The following is a 19749-nucleotide window of genomic DNA, read 5'->3' on the forward strand; positions in this document are numbered from 1 at the left end:
TACGATACCTATATCACTGTTCCCTGGCGGATTGGCAGTATTAGAGTAAACACGGCGCCAGCCTCCGGCTCGCCCCAGGCGGACAATTCACCGGAATGGCGCTCGGCAATCTTGCGGCATGTCGCCAGGCCAACACCGGTGCCATCAAACTCCTCGCGACCATGCAGCCGCTCGAACATGCCGAAAATGCGTTCGGCATGACGTGGTTCGAAACCGATACCATTGTCAGTGATCGAGATACGCGCGACCGCGCCAGCCTCACCGACCTCGACATTACTCTCGATCGTGATGTTCGGGGTCACTCCCGGGCGGCAGAATTTCAGGGCATTGGCCAAAAGGTTCAGGAAAAGCTGGTGCATCTGGCCGGGATCTGCCTCGATGGCCGGCAATTCACCCACACGGATCTTGGCATCTTCTGCAGCGATCCGCGGTTCCAGATCGGACAGAACATCTGCCACAACACCCGCCAGTTCGACCGGTAGATAGGACGTCGTCTTGGAGTTCACACGCGAATAGGACAAAAGATCATCGATCAGGCGGCGCATGCGCCCCGCCGCATCGACCATGCGTTCCAGATAATGCCGACCGGTATCGTCGAGCGCGGGCGCGTACTTGTTATTCAAACGCTCGCCAAACGCCTGGATCTTGCGAAGCGGTTCTTGCAGGTCGTGCGAAGCGGCGTAGGCAAACTCCTGCAGCTCGGCGTTCGAGCGCTTGAGCTCCTGGGCATATCGGCGCAGGGCCTGTTCATCGCGTTTGCGCTTGGCGATGTCGCGGAACGTAATAACGGCGCCAAGGCTTGGATCGTCCGGATCGATGACAGATGTCGCAAACTCGATCGGGATGGGTTGGCCGTTCTTGGTCCAGAAGACTTCCTTGTCGGTCTCCTCGATCGGGACGCCATAGGTGTGAACCGGGCATTCCTCTTTCGGATAGAGCGAACCATCACGGTGGGAGTGGTGCACCATGGTGTGCATCACCTTGCCGATCAGCTCCTCCTCGGTATAGCCGAGCATCTCGCACGCCCGCGGGTTGATGAAGGTCACATGCCCCTCGCCATCAATACCGTAAATGCCCTCGGCGGCGGTCATCAGGATCTGGGAGAAACGCTGTTTGGCTTCATGGGTCGCCTGGGCGCGCTGGCGGGAAATATTACGGTGGGCGCTGAACAGGACAGCCAGCAGGATAAACGACAGCGCCATCGCCACGGCGAAGACACGCAGGACAGCGCGCGCCTGGTTCGCACCGGCGAGCGCCTCGGAGACCTCGACCTCGGTGACGAGGCCAAAATTGCGGTCCGGGAACCATTGCCAGGCACCCATGACGAGAATGCCGCGCAGATCACGGTAGCCGCGGAGATTTGTGCCGGAATTGCCTGCAACCACATCGGCGGCGGCATAGGTCAGCGGCCATTCGTCATAGGGACGCTGCGGGCGCCCGACGACTGTGAGATCAAGCCCCGGATCGCGCACTTCCAGATGCAGAAGCGAGGGGTGGCTTTCCACCAGGAGCCCCTCGGCGATCATGATGTCCTCATATCGTGAACTCGAAAGCAGCCGGCCCTGGTTGTCGACCACGAATGTATCGCCGGAAGCGCCCGTCCGCCCGACCTGGAACGTCGTCGTATACTGGCGCCGCGGATCGAGATCGAAGACCAGATAGCCCATCAGATCTTCACCATCCTGGATCAGGGAGACCGCATGCATCAGCGGACGTTCTAGCAGGCCATGCTCGTCTGCCTCGCCCAGATCATCGGAGATATAGGGCGCGCTGAGCGTCACCCCGTTGGCGATCAGGCGCGCCATATCGACATGGGTGATGGCCATGGACGCGGCGCCAAGCTCCTCGCTGGCACTGCCGGCCAGGACGACGCCATCGGGTGAAACGACGGAAAAGCCGGTATAGCCATACTCGTTCAGCCAGGGCGTGAGCATGACCGAAAGCTCGACCTGCAAAGGTGAGGCGCGCAGCACATTCGCGGCGGGCACGAAATTGAGTTCGCGCACAGCGCCCTGGACGTCGACGTCCTGGGACCAGATGCGGACATGGCTTTCCTGTTGCGCCGCCCAGTCTTCATAACGCTGGAAAGTATTGGCCAGGACGGTTTCCAGGGTGGCCTGGTTGGTGGTGCGTGCCGACGACATCAGCGCGCGCTCGCCGGCCATCACCGCGAGGGCAACAATGATGATGAAACCGACCGCCAGAATTCCGGGCAGAATCTGGCCGATCCAGCTATCCGGCTCCAGCAGGTCATCATCCTGGAGCACGGGGGGCTGTTCGCGGTCTGCTTGCGAAGCCTGATCGTCAGAAGTGTCAGCCATTTAGCGTCTTAGAATCGATCCCCTCAGTACTCTAAGCCGATCTCGCCACGAATTGGACCACTAAACCACAATCTTGTGCCGTTTCCACGGCGAAACTGGGGTCGATTGCTTCAGCCAGCGTTCAGCCAGCCTCACCTAGTTTCGACAGCGTGCGCCCCGCGGTGTGCCGGAGATCCTCATCCACAAACCCTCGCAGGATCGGGTCAACGGCACACCGCAACTTTTCCTACCAGTGCAGATTTCTGACCCACTCGCCGGTGTGTTCCCGGATACGCCTGAGCGTGGCCGGGGAGATGTCTTCCGGCAGGGCATCAAGGCCAAACCACGCCCGTTCGGCGATCTCGCCCTGCTCGACTGGCGAACAAGTTCCCGGAGCGTCGACGGAATAAAGTATAACATGGTCACCACGGAAGAATTTGTGGTTCGCGTACACGCCCGCAAGCTTCAAATGGCCGCGTGCGACCAGACCGGCTTCCTCTTCCAGCTCGCGTTCGGCGGCCTCTTCGGCAACCTCTCCGCTCTCCACGCCACCGCCAGGCAAATGCCAACCGCTGATATAAGTGTGCTTGACCAGCATGATAGCTCCGTCCTCGCGCTGTGCGAGCACGCGAACACCCAGCGTGGCACCACGTTTCATGCGCCACCAGGCCTGGAAAACCGGGCGCAAAACAGGTTCCAGCTTCCATCTCCAGCTCATACGACGTCTCCGACTGGCCAGAGGGCCACGGGCGCGCTATGTAGCCTTCGAACTAAATTGATTTGGGGTCTATCCATGTACGCTCTTGTTGCCCTCGGCCTGGTTGCCGGCCTGTTCGGACTGCTCAATCTCATCGAGTACCATCGCTTCGACTAGTCCAATATCTGAGTACTGAGTTAATTTATGTCGGCTCCGGTTTTCATAGCATTGATTCTCGGCGGGATCGTCGTCCTACTGTTCGGTGGCGACTATCTGGTCCGGGGCGGAGCCGGTCTGGCACGGCGCTGGAAACTTCCATCGCTGTTTGTCGGCCTGACCATCATCGCCTTTGGCACGTCTGCACCGGAACTGGTGGTCAGTGTGCAGTCCGCCCTGGCGGGAGCCCCGGGCCTGGCGATGGGCAATATCGTTGGCTCCAATATCGCCAACTTCCTACTTGTGCTCGGATTGCCGGCCGTCTTTGGCGCCATCGCCACGACCACGCCAGGTGTGCGCCGCAATGCCATCTTTGCGCTGGTTGCAGCGATCGCCCTCATCGGTGTCGGCTATGATCACACCATCTCGCCCACCGAAGCCTACGCACTGTTTGGCACCATCATCGCCTATGTCGCCATTCTGGGTTTCCTGGCGCGCGGCAAGACGGATGATCCAAGCCTGGCCGAGCTGACCGATATCGACGGTATGGAAGGCCTGCCGCACAAGTGGAGCAATATCCTGTTCGCGCTTGCTGTCGGCCTCGTCGCCCTGCCTGTCGGCGCCCAGATGATCGTCATCGGTGGCACCGAGGCGGCGCGCGCCCTGGATATCGACGAATCGATCATCGGCCTCACCGCCCTGGCGTTCGGCACCTCCCTGCCCGAGCTGGCGACTGTCGTCATGGCCTCGCTGCGTCGCCAGGCTGATCTGGCCATCGGCAATGTGCTCGGCTCGAACATTTTCAATGTCTTCGCCGTGGGTGGCGCGACCGGTATCGCGGCAGCTGCTGTCAGCGCAGACCTGCCGGTTCCCGATGGTTTCTTCGCCCTGGATTTCTGGGTCATGCTGGCCGCCAGCGTCGTCATCGCTGGCATCGTCCTGGCCCGCCGCCCTATTGGACGTTTCTTCGGCCTGCTGCTGTTTGCCGCCTATGTCGGCTATATCGCCGTCCTCGCCCAGAGCGTGCTCTAGCAGACTTCACAGGGGACGCGCCGGGCGCTTTTCCCCGAGACTTCTGCAACGCACCGGTCTAGCTTGCCGCGCCTGACAGGGGAGAGCGGCATGGCTGAACCACAAACCAACCGACTTGTAAGTATTGATGCGCTGCGCGGGATCGCCGTGCTGGGCATCCTGATGATGAATGTCCAGGGGTTTGCAATGACCCCGATGGCGTATGACGACCCGACAATGATGATGGACCTTACCGGAGCCAATCTGACGGTCTGGTCTGTTGCCCACACTTTCTTCGCGATGAAGTTCATCACGATTTTCTCCACCCTCTTTGGCGCCGGCATCATCCTGATGGCAGGCGACGGGGACAACACAGGCAAACACTATCCGCGCATGCTCTGGCTGCTGCTGATCGGTGCCATCCACGCTTATATCTTCTGGTGGGGCGATATCCTGGTCCACTACGCGCTGCTGGGCATGATCGCCGTGAATGCGCGCAAGATGTCCGTGGCCAAGCTGACCATCTTCGGCATCCTGTTGGTGCTGATCGGCGGCCTGATCATGATCGGGCTGACCTATCTGGGCGCTATGTTCACGCCTGCCGAGGGTGCTGCTGATCAACAGCAAATGATGGCCGACATGCAAACCGGCATGATCGAGGCCTATCAGGCCGGTTTCGTCCAGCATATCGGTGTCAACGCGATCTGGGCCGGCATCGGACAAGTCGTGAGCCTGATCTTTATGGGCCCGCGCACGCTGGGTCTGATGTTCCTGGGCATGGCGCTCTACAAGAGTGGCTTCCTCTCCGCCGCCTGGAGTACGTCTCGTTATCTCGTCCTCAGCGTCGTGGTGATTGCCGCTGGTGTATATCTGAACTGGATGTCGACCACGACACTTATCGGCGGCGAATTCTCGGCACAGGCCAAGGCCGACGGTCTCGCCTGGTCCTTCTTCGGCAGCGTTGTCCTGTCCTTTGGTTACGCCAGCCTTGTCATGCTTCTCTCGAAGATTGGCGCCTTCAGGCTGATCATCGCCTGGTTCGCCAGTGTCGGCCGCATGGCCTTCACCAATTATCTGAGCCAGACGCTGATCATGACCTTCATCTTTGTCGGTGCGCCGGGGCTTGGACTGTTCGGCACGGTTGAACGGGTCGACCAGCTCAAACTGGTCCTGCTGGTCTGGGCCATCCAGCTGATCTGGTCGCCGCTATGGCTATCCCGCTTCAAGTTCGGTCCGCTGGAATGGCTCTGGCGTTCACTGACCTATGGCAAGCTGCAGCCGATCGTGAAGCGCTAGGCCGCATCCCATATGACTGGCGACGGGCAGGTATTTGTGAGAGACAGCCCTTTCTATCAATCACTTGCTCGTCGTCATGTCGCCTGTGCCCGCATCCATGACCGCTTCCGAAGCGAACGACCGTCCGCCCTCCGGGGCGATGGACCCGGTGCGGGTCTTTCGCGAGTTTGCTGTCGACGTCGCCGGCATTCGTGACGAAGTCCAGCTCTATCGTTATGTCGCCCGCAATGTCGTGGCCCGGCTGGGTTATATCGACTGCGTGGTTTACCGCCTCGACAGGGATCGCGGCGAGCTCGTACAGATGGCTGCAATTGGCGAGAAAACGCTGGACGACGAGGACGGCGCCATCATCAACCGCCTGACCATCCCGGTCGGAGACGGCATTACCGGCACGGTGGCCACGACCGGCCAGTCGATCCGTATCGACGAGCTGGCGGATGATCCGCGCTACATCCAGGACCTCATGCAGGCCCGTTCGGAACTGTGCGTGCCCATTCTCGTCGGCGAGCGCATTGTCGGCGTCATCGACAGTGAACATCACGAGCCCGGTTTCTTCTCGCCCAAATGCCAGGAATTGTTCGAGTCCATCGCCGCCCTCACCGCCGCCCAGCTGCGTCATATCTGGGCGCTGGACGAGCTGACCCATGCCCGAAGCGAGCTTGAGGACGCGCTGGAAATTTCCCGCAATGCCGAACAGATGCAGGCGAGTTTCCTGGCCAATGCCTCCCACGAGCTGCGCACGCCGCTCAATGCGATCATCGGCTTTTCCGGCCTGTTGACCCGCGAGGGCTACATCGCCGAAGACACCGGCCGGGCCCTTGAACAGGCCGAAACGATCAAGACAGCCGGCGACCGGCTGGCCCGCATCATCAATGACATCCTGGACCTCTCCAAGATCGCCGGCGGCAAACTGCCCAGCGCGCTGGAGAGTTTCGACGCCATCTGGGAAGCGGAAAACGCCATGGCGCCCTTCCAGCGCATGGCCGGCGAGAGCGGCGTTACGCTGACGCTGGATGATGGCGACGCAGACGAATTGCTGGCGGTGGGTGACATCCGCCATGTCCATCGCATTCTCGGCATGTTGCTGGAAAACGCGATCCGCTACTCCCCCGAGGGCGGCACGGTCCATGTGCGCATCAGCGCCGATGATGACGATGTCGCCATCGGCATCGAAGACAGCGGCATCGGTCTTGACGACGAGGCCCTGGACCGCATTTTCGAGCCCTTCCACCGCGAGGAAGACGCCACCGAAATCTCCACCGAGGGTACCGGCCTCGGCCTGACACTGGCCCGCGAACTCGCCGACCTGAACTTCGCCCGCATCAGCGTCCAAAGCGCCCCCGGTGTCGGCAGCCGCTTTGCCCTGCATCTGCAGAAGGCGGATGAGGGTTAGTGGGTTGCGGTGGGGTGTGCCGCCGTCTCTTGGAACGCCCCCACAATATTTGTCATCCCGGACGCATGCCCGGCCCCGAGCCGGGCGGAGATCCGGGATCCGACGAGAGCGCCATAGGTCCCCGCTCTGCGCCCCGCTTTCGCGGGGCATCCGGCGGGGATGACAAGTTTGAGTATGTTCTGGATGTGGGCCGTTCCAAAAACAGGAGCACGCACGCCTTTCCAAGCCGAAATTCTCAACCCTTCCTCCCCCCCCCCATCTTCCCCGGACGTGCGCAGCACGATCCGGGGCCAACCAAACGACCGGCCGGCTCGTTGGTCCCGGCTCTGCGGCCGGGAAAGAGGCGTGGTATCGGACTGAGAGTGGGTAGAGCCCCCTGTTTCCCCCGGACTTGTTCCGAGGCCTCGCATGCAGTGGAATTCTTATGAGAACCTTCGTTTCAACCGTGCTTGATCTGCTTATTGTCAGCAACGCTGTACCTGTGAAATCATCGCGATTGCGCTGCCTTAAACGGTCGAAGAGGAGCGGAAGCTTATGAAAAGAGCTATTATTGCGGGCGTGTGCCTCGTCACCTTATCCGCTTGCGAATTCATTCACGGTGAGCAAGCCGATCCATCCCTGCTGCCAGCTGAAGTGTTCGATCCGGACCTCCGTCGGCGACTGCGCGACGATACGGTTGTGACCTACGGGCTCTTGGAGAGAAATACTGAGGGGTATGTTATCGTATTGCCGAACCAGGAGATGACAGGTCCGTCGACTGTGGCCCCTGTTCGTTTTGCGCTTCTTGATGTCGAACCAATCGGCAGCTGTTTATCCGGACACACCGGTTCGTTTGTCGACATTTGGATCGAATATTTTGGTCGAGAAGACAGGGAGTTTATCTCAAGGGTACTCGTGCAGGCGTTTGACGGCGAAGGCGGACTTCAAGATGTCGCGCTGTGCACCGTGGGCGATGGGCACTGAAGAAGTCTATGACCACCTCACCAGCGGGCCCGGTTCACCCTCACCGCGACCGCATCCTCGATCCCCGGGGCAAGCCCGGAATGAGGGTGACGTAAAAGCGAGCACGAGCCCCGTCGCTGGCGAGATCTCCACAAAATTCCCTATTTCACAAACAACACCCCCCCGGACGAGCACGGCGAGATCCGGGGCCAACTCGCGTACGGACCGCCTCGTTGATCCCGGCTCTGCGGCCGGGAAAGAGTGAGTGATGTGAGCTGGGGAAGCCCCCCAACTACCCCTTCCGCCGAAACCGCGTAAGCCCCACCGCTTCAGCATCCGGATAGGCATCCACCTTGCGTGTGGTCACCTGGGCCGCAACAACGCTTTCCGGGCCAAGCGCGATGTCCAGGATTTCGCCGCACAGGGTTTCCTGGAGGTCGAACTGGCGTTTTTCCATCTCCTTGATGCCGTGCAGGATATAGTCGTAATCGACCACGGTGTTGATGTCGTCATCGCCGCTCCAGGCCTTGTCGACCAGTGTGACGACATCGACGAGGACACGTTGTTTCACGCCGCGCTCATAGTCGTGGATACCGATCTCGATATCCATTTTCACGCCCTCGAGGCGATAGACAAAGACGTCCCGCCCGGTGGCATTGGCCAGCGCGTTTTCGATCACCTGATCCAGCCGCATCAGCGATCCTCCTGAATTCCCGGCGCGTACATGACGTCGCGCGGGCGGGCGTCCAGATGCTGGCCGCCATCCACAATGATGGTCTCGCCCGTCATGGACGGTGTCGCAAGGATGAAACGCACCGTGCGGACAATATCCTCCGGCGTGGATCCACCCTGCATCGGGTTGAGGCTGTGGGCACGTTCGAATTCTTCCACGCTCTGCCCCCCCGAAGGAAGCGTAATGCCCGGCGCTACCGCGTTGACCCGCACACGCGGGGCCAGGGCCATGGCCATGGTCTGGGTGGCACCGAGAAGCGCGTATTTGGACAGGGTGTAGGAGAAGAAATCCGGGTTCAGATTGAACAGTTTCTGGTCCAGCACATTGATCACACAGCCCGAGGCGCGGCCCTCATGCGCCTTGGCCATTTCCGAAGCCAGCAGGACGGGCGCCATCAGATTGACCCGCATCATGCGCTCCAGCATGTCCGGGCCGACATCCTCGGGACGGTCCATCTCGAATAGGGAGGCGGAATTGATCAGCGCATCGATACGGCCGGCCTTGCGCACAAAGTCCGCGACCTGCACCGAGTTTTCCAGGTCCAGCTGACAGATCTCTGCTGACCCACCGTTGTCGGTAAGGCGCTGTTTGAGGGCTTCCGCCTCCTCACCCGATTCATTGTAGTGAATCAGTACGTGCCAGCCGTCTGCGGCCAGGCCTTCCACGATTTTAGCACCCAGGCGCTTGCCGCCACCCGTAACCAGCGCGATCTTGTCCGCCATGTCGTCCTCGAAACCCACGTCGTCTGAGATAGATGCCGCGTCCGGAGAGCCAGCGCAATCGCTGCATGGACCCGAGCTCATCGCCGACTATGTCAAACGCCTGCCGTCAAAGCCGGGCGTTTACCGCATGTTCGACGAGGATGGGGCGGTTTTGTATGTCGGCAAGGCCCGCAATCTGAAAAACCGCGTCAGCAATTATGCCAATGGCCGCGGCCACTCCAATCGCATCGCCCTGATGATCGCCCTCACCCGCTCCATGGAGTTCGTGGTGACGCAGACCGAGACCGAGGCGCTGCTACTGGAAGCCAATCTGATCAAGCGATTAAAGCCGCGCTTCAATATCCTGCTTCGCGATGACAAGAGCTTTCCCTATATCCTGATCCGCCGCGATCACGCCGCGCCGCAATTGCTCAAACACCGCGGGGCACGCAAGGTGAAGGGCGATTATTTCGGTCCGTTCGCTTCGGTCGGCGCGGTCAATCACACGCTCAACACTCTACAAAAAGCCTTCATGCTGCGCACCTGTACCGACAGTGTCTATGAAGGCCGCACCCGCCCCTGCATGCTCTATCAGATCAAGCGTTGTGCGGGGCCGTGCGTGGATCTCGTCACGCCCCAGGCCTATGACGAGCTGGTCTCCCAGGCGACGGATTTCCTGCGCGGCAAATCCAATGCCCTGCGCGAGGACTTGCAGGACCGCATGCAGACCGCCTCGGACGAGCTGGATTTCGAACTCGCTGCCCGTCTGCGCGACCGCATCCGCGCCATCGCCGCGGTGACCACCGACCAGGGCATCAATCCGGACGGGATCGAGGAGGCCGATGTGATCGCTGTCGCCCAGGATGGCGGCAAGTCCTGTGTCCAGGTCTTCTTTTTCCGGGCCGGCCAGAACTGGGGCAACCAGTCCTTCTTCCCGCGCCATGACAGCGAGGCAGAACCCGCTGACGTGCTCGCCGCCTTCCTGGCGCAGTTCTACGACGACCGTCCCGCACCCGGCACGATCCTGCTCTCCCACACGGTGGAGGAAAGCGAGCTGATCTCCGAAGCACTGTCCCTGCGCGCGGAACGCAAGGTCAACCTTTTGGTGCCTCAGCGTGGCGAGAAGAAAAAACTGGTCGACCAGACCGCCCACAATGCCCGCGAGGCCCTCGCCCGCCGCCTGGCGGAAAGCGCCACCCAGACCCAGCTGCTGCAGGGTGTGCAACGTGTCTTCAAGCTGGAAGAGGAACCGACCCGGATCGAGGTCTATGACAACTCCCACATCCAGGGCACCAATGCGCTGGGCGCAATGATTGTCGCCGGGCCGGAAGGCTTCGAGAAAAACCATTATCGCCGTTTCAACATGAAGGGTGATGACGCCGCCACAAACGACGATTTCGCCATGATGGCCGCCATGATGCGCCGGCGTTTCTCGCGCCTGCTCAAGGAACGCGAGGAAGGCGCGCCCGTGCCCAGCCTCGTGCTGATCGATGGCGGCAAGGGGCAATTGTCCAGCGTGCTCAAGGTGATGGAAGAGCTGGGCGTCACCGATATCCCGATCGCTGCCATCGCCAAGGGACCGGAACGTGATGCCGGCCGCGAGGCCTTCTACCTGCCCGGTGAAGCGCCGTTCAAAATGCCCATGAAGGACCCGGTCCTCTATTACCTCCAGCGCCTGCGCGATGAAGCCCACCGCTTTGCCATTGGCGGCCACCGGGCCAAGCGCAAGAAAGCCATGTCGGACAATCCGCTGGACGATGTCCCCGGCATCGGCCCGTCCCGCAAGAAGGCCCTGCTGGCCCATTTCGGATCGGCCAAGGCAGTGCGAAATGCGGCGCTGGCGGACCTGGAAGCGGTTGACGGCGTGTCCAAAGCCATGGCCAAACGCATACATGACTGGTTCCAGAGCTGAGACATGATCCGACACCTGCCCAACATCCTGACCCTTCTGCGCATTCTTGTCGGCGCCGCCGGCGCAATCGCGCTCTGGCTCTCCTGGCGCTGGGAAGCGAGCGGTGAGGTCCCGGCAGGCCTGGGCGATCCGGTCGCCGTGATCACCGGCCTGGCCAGTTTCGCGGTGTTTGCCTTCGTCTTTGCCGCGCTGACCGACTGGCTCGACGGATTCCTCGCCCGCAAGCTCAAGGCAGAGAGCACGCTGGGCGCCTTTCTCGACCCGATCGGCGACAAGGTGCTGGTCAACGGCTATCTGCTCGCCTATGCGGCCATCCTGTCCTTCCCTGTCGAGATCATCGTCCCGATCCTGGCGATCGTCAGCCGCGATATCATCGTGACCATCTTGCGTGTGTCCGGCGACAAGCCCGCCGGCGAGACCCTGCCGGTCTCGCTCTCGGCCAAACTCAAAACCGTCCTGGCCATGCTGACCGCCGGCTTCCCGCTGCTGGCCTTCGTGATGGGATGGCAATCCACCGACTGGGCCCTGCTCGTCTGGATCGGTGCCTTGTGGCTGACGGCATCCATGACCCTGCTGACCGGGCTCAACTATCTGATTGAGAAACGGGCGGGGTAGTATTGGGTCTCTCCGCGTTTTTAGCGCCCCTCCCCACACACCGTCATCACCCGGCTTGTCCGGGTGACCTCGACCATCCTGCTGCCAGGTTAGCTAAGGTCCCCCGGATGATCGCTGCGCGACCACCGTGGGATGACGGAAATGAGAGAGCTCATTTTGTTTCCTCCTTTCCCTTGATGGAAAAGGTGCCCACGAAGTGGGTGGATAGGGTGCGGCCCGAAGGGCCGAAAAGAGACTCTTGTTGGCGCCTGCGGCGCGCACCCACTCCTTCTCCGCCTTCGCCGCTCAAGTCGATGCCTTCAGGATTGATGTCTGATGTCTTGAGAGACCGGATTACCCGGCGCTGCCCAAGCTTGGTAATTCTCCGTTTGGCCCCACGCGGAACAGCCAACCATACCATCCTCTTCGGTCCATTACGGGTTCACCGTTCGTGGTTGCTCCGGCGACAAGTGCGGAACCGTCCTCAAGCATGTAAACAGCTCGAGCATGATCGGAACCGGACGACCCGAACGTTTCGACCCGGATCAACTCTCCGTCTGAGCTGATCCAGACCAGCAGAGCATCGAGCTCACCACTTTGGGGGTCGCTGGTATGACCAACAGCGAAGACGCCGCCCTCCGGAGTTGCCGCCAGACCAGTCACGCGTTGCATACCGAGACCCAAGGCAACCGGGTTTGTGCCTCGACTAGGTAGCGATAGATCAAGCTCCACCTCGTGGAGGACCTCTCCATCAGCATCGACACGAATGAGCACGGTTTGCGCTAGGCCTCCAACCGCCCCAGCCATCCACGCACCACCGTCTTCAGTCGCCAATACTGCATCGAACGATGCACTATAACTGCCCGTACCAAAAAACCGCTCGAACAACGGGTTACCTTCGCGATCAAAGCGCCCGATCCATGCTCGGATCCCTGTACGCGGATTGCCTGTCGATTTCTTGCCTACGACCCAGATTTCTCCGTCAGGTGTCAATGCTGCACTTCTCGCCATATCATCTCCAGGCGAGTGTGATCGGTAGGTCCAAACTGGATTCAAGGAATCACTGAAACGGATGATTTCAACATCCTGGCCTGTCGGCTGCTCTGCCCCCCTGGCGCTGCCAACCGACTGAACGACGAACATTCCGCCGCCCTCTAGCGGCAATAGAGCCTCAGCTCCGTTGTAAGTCATACTTTCGTGGAAACCGCGGTCCGGTTCGGGTTCGGCTTCGGTGAAGCTATAGACAAATAGCCCCTCCGGTCCTCGTGGCTGCGAGTAAAAGTCACTGTAAAACCCTGCTGTCCAAACCTGCCCGTCTGCAGCAACAGATACGCGGCCCCAGCGGGCGATCACGCCTTGCCCATAACCATGATCGTCCAGAATTTCCCCAGCCTGACTCAATCGAACGATACGAGCTCCGCCGCTCGCTTCGCAACCGCGGCCGACCACCCAGATCCTTCCAGAATTGTCCACAGCGAGGCTGCTCGGTTCGTCGACAATGACTGTTTCAATCAAACGGCTCCAATACTCGCCGCCAGCATTGACCGTGGACTCCAAGTCCGGAGGAATTTGGCAGGTGGCCCCCTGCGCAGTAGCGCTCGATGCACCGAACACCATCGCCGCAATCGCAAACCCAGCGCGCATTTTCACCCCTCAACTCGCAATGTCACGTTGAGTTTGATCAAGCCGTATACGACCGAGCAGGTCAATAGAACAAGGATGCACCAACAAGAAGAAATGGTGACACGCCCAATCCACCAAAACGCTCCAACCTCCGGGCCCCGGCACGAGGCCGGGGAAAAGTTGCGGAGATTGCCGCTCCGCTCCATCGTCAGCCTGATGAAGATCAGGGCCCAGTTCAAAGGGCTCGGTGGTCGTGACCTGTTCTAAGACAATATCGCTCGATGAACTGGGTCCCAACTTTCGTTGGGATGACGGGATTGGGCACGCGCAGGTCGCCTCCATCTCTCATCCCACAGCAAAAACCGCGGCCTCACCCGATATCGGCACTGGTGCAAAACCGACAGAGCGCATTATGCTCCCGTTTGACGACCACCGGCACCCGGCCAGCGACAACCACCCGGCCCGAACCAGGGAGGACCCCGCCCCTTGAACGACACGCCTTTTGAAGACGCGCACATTCTGGTCGTTGATGATGATGACCGCATCCGTGCCTTGCTGAAACGTTTCCTGCAGGAGCGCGGATATCGCGTATCAACGGCGGCCAATGCCGAAAAGGCGCTGTCGACCATGAAGGCGCTGGAGTTTGATCTCTTGGTGCTCGACGTGATGATGCCCGGCATGGACGGGTTCGAGCTGACCAGAACCATTCGCGAGAAACAGGAAACGCCCATCCTCCTGCTCACCGCCCGGGGCGAGGCCCAGGACCGGATCGAGGGGCTCAGCCTGGGGGCGGACGATTATCTGGCCAAACCGTTTGAGCCGGAGGAGCTGGTCCTGCGTCTCAACGCCATCCTGCGCCGCACGAAAGTCCAGTCCACGGTGATCAAGCGGGTGGAGTTCGGGGAGTGGTGTTTCGATGTCGAGCGCGAACAACTCACCCGTGCCGGCGAAACCACCCGCCTGACCGGTGGTGAAAGCGCCCTGCTCGCAGCGCTGGCAGCCAGTGCCGGCCAGACCGTATCCCGCCTGACCCTGTCGGAACGCACCGGTGCCGGCGAACGGGCTGTGGACGTCCAGGTCACCCGCCTGCGCCGCAAGATCGAGAAAGACCCCAAGGAACCGCTTCACCTACAGACCGTCAGGGGCGAGGGTTATCGCCTGGCCGCTGACCCGGTGTTCGAGAGCTGATCCGAGCCGATGAACCTTATCCGTCGCCTCACACCCAAGGGCCTGTTTGCCCGCACCCTGCTGATCATCGTCATGCCTGTGGCGCTGATGCAGGTGGCGGTGGCCTGGTCCTTTTTCGAGGAACACTGGGAGACGGTGACCAGCCGCCTTTCTGAAGGGGTGGCTGGCGATATCGCCATGATGACGGCGCTTTACGAACAATCCGGCGACGACCTCGAAAGCTTCGATCGACTGGCGGACACAGCTTACGAGACGATGCGCCTCTCCGTGGACTTCCGACCGGAAGAGACGCTGCCAACCTCGCGGCGCTCCTCCTTTTTCCGCACACTGGACCGGACCCTCAACAGCGCGCTGTCCGACCAGATCACCAATGATTTCTGGTTCGATACCACGCGCTATCCCAGCTATGTGGACGTCCGGGTTGAGGTGGATGAAGGCGTATTGCGTTTCATCGCCCTGCGCGAACGGGTTTTCGCCACGACCGGGCATATCTTCCTGTTATGGATCATCGGGGCCTCGACCCTGCTGACAGCGGTCTCGGTCGTATTCATCCGCAACCAGGTCAAACCCATCCGACGCCTCGCCGATGCCGCCGAGCAATTCGGCCGCGGCCAGGATGTCGCCCATTTCCGTCCCTCCGGGGCCACCGAGGTGCGCCAGGCCGCTCATGCCTTCCTGGGCATGCGAGCGAGGATCAAACGCCACCTCGAACAGCGCACGGCCATTCTCGCCGGCGTCAGCCATGACCTGCGCACGCCCCTCACCCGGCTCAAGCTACAACTCGCCCTCATGCCGGCCAGTCCGGAACGGGATGATGCCAAGGCGGATATCGCCGCGATGGAAGAGATGCTGGACGAGTATCTCGACTTTGCGCGTGGCCAGCTGGTCGAGGCCACCGAGCGTTTCGACCTGGGCCAGCTGGCCGAACAGGTCGTCGACAATGCCCGGCGCGGGGATGTCGATATCGAATTTGTCAGCGAACCGGACCTGTTTGCAGAGGTCCGCGCCGTGACCGTCCAGCGTGCTCTGGAAAATCTCATCGGCAATGCCACCAGTTTCGGCAACAGCGTTCGTGTCACGGTCGCACGCGCGGGTTCGCGGATCGAAATGAGTGTCGAGGATAATGGTCCCGGCATTCCGGAAGACCAGTATGACGAGGCGCTGAAGCCGTTCAACCGCCTGGATGAAAGCCGCAACCAGAACCGCAAGGGTGTCGGGCTGGGCCTGGCCATCGCACGCGATGTCGCCCGCAATCACGGTGGTGAAATGCGGCTGGGCAAGAGCGATCTGGGTGGCCTGAAGGCGACGCTGAGTCTGCCGGGCTAGTTATTGTCCGGATCTGCGCCCATCTGGCGGGAACGTCGCTCGGCGGCGTTGACGGCCATGCGCACAAGTTCCGGCAAACCGCCACCTGCACCCATCAACACGTCCAGAGCCGCCTGGGTCGTCCCGTTCGGCGATGTGACCGCGCGGCGCAGGGCCTGCGGATCTTTCTCGGACGCTGCGAGCAAGGCTCCGGCACCGATCACCGTCTGGCGCGCCAGCTTGTCGGCCAGTTCACGCGGCAGGCCTTCGCCAAAGCCCGCGCCTGCCAGCGCCTCGGCCAGCAGGAAGACGTAAGCCGGACCGGAACCGGATACAGCAGTAACCGCGCCCAGCAGGCGCTCGTCACGGACCCATTCCACTTCTCCGGCAACGGAAAGCAGCTTGGTCGCGCTCTTCTCGATCGCTTCACCGGCGAGGTTGGAGACACAGACGGAAATGCCCGCGCCCACAGCAGCGGGCGTATTCGGCATGGCACGCACGATCGGGCGATCGCCAAAGACGGTTTCCAGTCGCTTGATCGTGGTGCCGGCCATGATCGAGATCACGGCGGTCTCCGGCGCCAGGACCGGCGCCAGTGTCGGTGCGATCTTGTCGAGCATTTGCGGCTTGATCGCAACCAGGACGGTGGCGACCTGGGTGGACATGGCCAGCGTCATCGCCGGCGCGTGTTCCAGGCCATGTTCTTCGATCAGGGCCTGGACCTCGTCACTCGGGCTGGGATCCAGCACGATGACGTTTTCAGGCTTGATGCCGGTGGATTTACGGCGAAGCCAGCCCGCAAGCAGGGCTCCACCCATATGTCCCGCGCCCAGAAGGGCGATCTTTTGCGCGTTGCTCATCGAGACTGTTATGCCTCACCCGCGGTTTCGAACATAGCGGCGGCGGCAGCTTCCTGCGGGCTTTTTCCACCCCAGACCAGGAAATGAAACGCCGGATAGAAACGCTCACCCGCCTCCCGTGCCGCGGCCAGCATGGCTGCAGCCTGTGCCGGAGAGACGCTTTCACCGCCCGGAACGGCAATGGCATGGCGGTAGAGAATGGAACCATCCTCGGCCCAGACATCGAAATGGCCCATCCACAGCTTTTCGTTCAGGCGCGCGACAAGCTCGCAGACCTCGCTGAAACGATTGGCCGGGATTTTCAGGTCAAGGCTGGCACAGATGTGCAGCGCATCCAGCTCCGGACGCCAGGCGAACCAGATCTGGTGATCACGCCAATTGCCCGGCGCGCTGAGATGCAGCTCGCCACCTTCGTCACGATCATAGGGAAATTGTTCAGCGATGACGGCCTGTTCGACCGCGTCAAGCGGATCAGTCACGCTGAGCGTGACATCGTCGGAAAGCAGGTCCATGGGGTCGTCTCCCTCATCCGCTGGCGATTCACACCGCCATATGACGGTATGCCTCTGCCCGGGCGGGTGCAATAAAAAGCGCGGCTTTCGCGCTATCAGTCTGTGGATTTCGTCGCGGCCGTTTTGGCCTTGCTGGCACGCGGTTTTCGCGTCGCTGCTGGTTTCTTTGCCTTTTCAAGCTTTTCCAGCCGGGCCTCCAGGGCTGCGATCTGGTCATGCGCATCGGCGAGCGAGGCTTTGACAGCGTCGTATTCCTCGCGGCTGACCAGGTCCATATCCGCGACCAGGCGATCCGCCTGGGCCCGGAAAACGGCCTGCGCTTCCTCGCCGACAGCCTGGGCTGCCCCGACGGCATCAGTCATCAAATCTGCGAAATCATTGAGAAGCGGGTTGCGCGTTTGCATCAAAGAAAGCCATTTATCAAAAGTTCGTTCTCCTATATGCGGCGGGACAGAGAAAAGCGCAACGCGCTGTTCCGTCACAGATGCATCTCGAAATGAGTAGCCGCCATGCAGACCTGCCCAGCCAGTTTCGACCTGATCGACCCGATCCTGTTCACGATCGGACCGGATGGCTTCACCCTGGGAACCCATGAGCCGGCCTGGTTTGCCCTGCGCTGGTATGCGCTGGCCTATATCGCGGGCCTGATGCTGGGCTGGCGCTACATGATCTCTCTCTCGCGTCGCGCCAACATGTGGCATCCGCGCGACGACAAGAAAGGCAAGGCACCGTTCAGCGAGGCCCAGGTGGACGACCTGCTGATCTGGGCGACGCTGGGCGTCATTCTGGGTGGCCGACTGGGTTATGTCGTCTTCTACATGCCCGAAATGATCTGGGAACGGCCGCTGGACATCATTTTCGGCATCACCGATGGCGGTATGGCCTTCCATGGCGGGTTGATCGGCGTTGGCCTGGCGCTGTGGTATTTCGCCCGCTCGCAAAAGCTCAATCTCTGGCAGATCGCCGACGCGGCGGCCGTCGTCACACCGATTGGTCTGTTCTTCGGGCGCATGGCCAACTTCATCAATGGCGAGCTGTGGGGCCGCCCCTGGGATGGCCCCTGGGCGATGACCTTTGCCAATGATCCCTATTGTGTGCCGCGCCATCCCAGCCAGCTCTACGAAGCCGCACTGGAAGGCCTGGCCCTGTTTGCCATCATCAATATTGCGACGTGGAAATTCCGCTCGCTGGCCAAGCCGGGTCTCAATGCCGGCCTCTTCCTTCTGTGTTACGGCCTGTTCCGGGCGCTGATGGAAACCGTGCGCGAACCCGATGCTCACATGCCCGAAGCCCTGCAGGGCATCGTCACCATGGGCATGCTGCTCTCCCTGCCGATGATCGGACTGGGTGCGTGGCTGATCTGGCGCAACGTCAAGGATGACCTCAAGCTTCCGGCCGGCAAAGCATGATCGCAGACAGCATTCGCGACCGCATCCGGGACAATGGTCCCATCTCCATCGCCAGCTTCATGACCGAGGCCCTGTTCGATCCCACGGAAGGTTTCTACGCCACCAAGGACCCGATCGGGGCCGGGTCAGACTTCATCACCGCGCCGGAAATCTCGCAGATGTTCGGTGAGTTGATGGGGCTGTGGATCATGCAGTCCTGGGACGATATGGGTCGCCCCGAACGTTTCAACCTGGTCGAGATGGGCCCGGGTCGCGGCACGATGATGTTCGACATCCTGCGCACCGGCCGCGCCCTGCCGGACTTTCTCAAAGCCGTACACGTCTATCTGATCGAGGCCAGTGCCGCACTCAAATCCGTCCAGGCCAAATCGCTCGGCACCAGTGGCGTCCAGGCCAGCTGGATCCAGCGCCTCGACCAGGTGCCTCAGGGCCCCTGCCTGATCATCGGCAATGAATTCCTCGACTGCCTTCCCATCCGCCAGGCCATCAAGATCGAAGGCAAATGGTATGAACGCATGGTTGGCCTGGTCGACGAGGCCCTGAGCTTCGTGCGCGGCCCCCAGCTCAACACCGATATCGAACCCATCCCGGCCAGCCTTCTGGACGCGCCGGATGGCGCGCTGGTTGAGCTTCGCCCGGGTGACGAACAGGTGCTGGACCAGCTCGTTGCACACTTTGAAACCTCACCCGGACGCGCGCTCTTCATCGACTACGGCCCGGCCGACAGTGAAACCGGCGATACGCTGCAGGCGATTCGCCAGCACGAGAAGGTGGAACCGCTTGATCAGCCCGGAACCGCGGATCTGACGGCGCGGGTGGATTTCGGCCAGCTCAGCCGGCATGCACAAACGCTGGGCTTGCGTGTGGCTGGTCCGGTCACCCAGGGCGATTTCCTGAACGGGCTGGGCATCGAGGCACGCGCTGCCGCGCTCTCCCAGCATGCCCCGGAAAAGAGGGCACAAATCGCGCGCCAGCTCTGGCGCCTGACGGACCCGGAAGAAATGGGTGAACTGTTCAAGTTGATCGTGCTTGATCACGAGAGCATGCCCGCCCCGCCGGGATTCACCGCACGCTGATTATTTTGGCTTCAATCTGGATACGCCCTCTGATAAGCAGC

Annotated in this window: 18 protein-coding genes; 10 read left to right on the plus strand and 8 right to left on the minus strand. The window is 61.2% G+C overall.

From position 1 onward, the window contains the following. Positions 1-8: 8 nt before the first annotated feature. Positions 9-2321: an ATP-binding protein gene (locus tag JJ889_RS08875; protein WP_291893991.1), complete on the minus strand. Its 2313-nt coding sequence runs from the start codon at positions 2319-2321 to the stop codon at positions 9-11. 226 nt (positions 2322-2547) lie between these two features. Continuing rightward, a complete protein-coding gene (locus JJ889_RS08880) occupies positions 2548-3018 on the minus strand; it encodes an NUDIX domain-containing protein (RefSeq protein ID WP_291893995.1) in 471 nt (156 codons plus the stop codon). Positions 3019-3201: 183 nt separating this feature from the next. Here JJ889_RS08880 and JJ889_RS08885 point away from each other — a divergent pair, with 183 nt between their 5' ends. From JJ889_RS08885 to JJ889_RS08900, 4 genes are all read left to right on the plus strand, one after another. Next, positions 3202-4185, plus strand: coding sequence for a calcium/sodium antiporter (locus tag JJ889_RS08885; RefSeq protein ID WP_291893998.1), 984 nt, complete (start codon positions 3202-3204; stop codon positions 4183-4185). A 90-nt stretch (positions 4186-4275) separates the two neighbouring features. After that, complete coding sequence (locus JJ889_RS08890) at positions 4276-5460, plus strand: DUF418 domain-containing protein (protein WP_291894000.1); 1185 nt, start codon at positions 4276-4278, stop codon at positions 5458-5460. 97 nt (positions 5461-5557) lie between these two features. Next, positions 5558-6853, plus strand: a complete 1296-nt coding sequence (locus tag JJ889_RS08895; RefSeq protein WP_291894002.1) for a GAF domain-containing sensor histidine kinase — start codon at positions 5558-5560, stop codon at positions 6851-6853. A gap of 534 nt (positions 6854-7387) precedes the next feature. Further along, positions 7388-7816 carry a hypothetical protein gene (locus tag JJ889_RS08900; RefSeq protein WP_291894005.1) on the plus strand — a complete coding sequence of 143 codons (429 nt, stop codon included), beginning with the start codon at positions 7388-7390 and terminating at the stop codon, positions 7814-7816. Positions 7817-8087: 271 nt separating this feature from the next. On the opposite strand, the gene JJ889_RS08905 is transcribed toward JJ889_RS08900, so the two are convergent. Together JJ889_RS08905 and JJ889_RS08910 are read right to left on the minus strand one after the other, a co-directional pair. Next, positions 8088-8489 carry a dihydroneopterin aldolase gene (locus tag JJ889_RS08905; RefSeq protein ID WP_291894008.1) on the minus strand — a complete coding sequence of 134 codons (402 nt, stop codon included), beginning with the start codon at positions 8487-8489 and terminating at the stop codon, positions 8088-8090. After that, positions 8489-9250: an SDR family oxidoreductase gene (locus JJ889_RS08910; RefSeq protein ID WP_291894011.1), complete on the minus strand. Its 762-nt coding sequence runs from the start codon at positions 9248-9250 to the stop codon at positions 8489-8491. Before JJ889_RS08910 ends, JJ889_RS08905 begins: the two co-directional genes overlap by 1 nt. Here JJ889_RS08910 and uvrC point away from each other — a divergent pair. Next, a complete protein-coding gene (uvrC, locus tag JJ889_RS08915; RefSeq protein WP_291894014.1) occupies positions 9249-11141 on the plus strand; it encodes an excinuclease ABC subunit UvrC in 1893 nt (630 codons plus the stop codon). The genes JJ889_RS08910 and uvrC overlap by 2 nt on opposite strands. Before the next feature lie 3 nt (positions 11142-11144). Beyond that, complete coding sequence (locus JJ889_RS08920) at positions 11145-11756, plus strand: CDP-alcohol phosphatidyltransferase family protein (RefSeq protein WP_291894017.1); 612 nt, start codon at positions 11145-11147, stop codon at positions 11754-11756. A 333-nt stretch (positions 11757-12089) separates the two neighbouring features. Here JJ889_RS08920 and JJ889_RS08925 read toward each other — a convergent pair whose 3' ends face one another. Further along, positions 12090-13379 (minus strand): hypothetical protein, encoded by a 1290-nt coding sequence (locus JJ889_RS08925; protein WP_291894019.1) that lies wholly within the window; start codon positions 13377-13379, stop codon positions 12090-12092. Positions 13380-13844: 465 nt separating this feature from the next. On the opposite strand from JJ889_RS08925, the gene JJ889_RS08930 reads away from it, so the two are divergent. Both JJ889_RS08930 and JJ889_RS08935 read left to right on the plus strand, forming a co-directional pair. Continuing rightward, positions 13845-14546: a response regulator transcription factor gene (locus JJ889_RS08930; RefSeq protein ID WP_291894021.1), complete on the plus strand. Its 702-nt coding sequence runs from the start codon at positions 13845-13847 to the stop codon at positions 14544-14546. 9 nt (positions 14547-14555) lie between these two features. Continuing rightward, positions 14556-15872, plus strand: a complete 1317-nt coding sequence (locus tag JJ889_RS08935) for an ATP-binding protein (protein ID WP_291894023.1) — start codon at positions 14556-14558, stop codon at positions 15870-15872. On the opposite strand, the gene proC is transcribed toward JJ889_RS08935, so the two are convergent. The 3 genes from proC to JJ889_RS08950 form a co-directional block, all read right to left on the minus strand. Next, positions 15869-16711, minus strand: coding sequence for a pyrroline-5-carboxylate reductase (gene proC, locus JJ889_RS08940; RefSeq protein ID WP_291894025.1), 843 nt, complete (start codon positions 16709-16711; stop codon positions 15869-15871). The two genes, JJ889_RS08935 and proC, sit on opposite strands and share 4 nt — an antisense overlap. A gap of 8 nt (positions 16712-16719) precedes the next feature. Further along, complete coding sequence (locus JJ889_RS08945) at positions 16720-17223, minus strand: YbjN domain-containing protein (protein WP_291894027.1); 504 nt, start codon at positions 17221-17223, stop codon at positions 16720-16722. Positions 17224-17318: 95 nt separating this feature from the next. Then, positions 17319-17627 (minus strand): accessory factor UbiK family protein, encoded by a 309-nt coding sequence (locus tag JJ889_RS08950; RefSeq protein ID WP_291894029.1) that lies wholly within the window; start codon positions 17625-17627, stop codon positions 17319-17321. A 105-nt stretch (positions 17628-17732) separates the two neighbouring features. On the opposite strand from JJ889_RS08950, the gene lgt reads away from it, so the two are divergent. Together lgt and JJ889_RS08960 are read left to right on the plus strand one after the other, a co-directional pair. Beyond that, positions 17733-18632, plus strand: coding sequence for a prolipoprotein diacylglyceryl transferase (gene lgt / locus JJ889_RS08955; RefSeq protein ID WP_291894031.1), 900 nt, complete (start codon positions 17733-17735; stop codon positions 18630-18632). Continuing rightward, entirely contained in the window at positions 18629-19708 is a 1080-nt protein-coding gene (locus tag JJ889_RS08960) for an SAM-dependent methyltransferase (RefSeq protein WP_291894034.1), read from the plus strand. Before lgt ends, JJ889_RS08960 begins: the two co-directional genes overlap by 4 nt. Positions 19709-19749 lie beyond the last annotated feature (41 nt).

The organism is Maricaulis sp. (genome assembly GCF_017643475.1).
Classification (GTDB): domain Bacteria; phylum Pseudomonadota; class Alphaproteobacteria; order Caulobacterales; family Maricaulaceae; genus Maricaulis.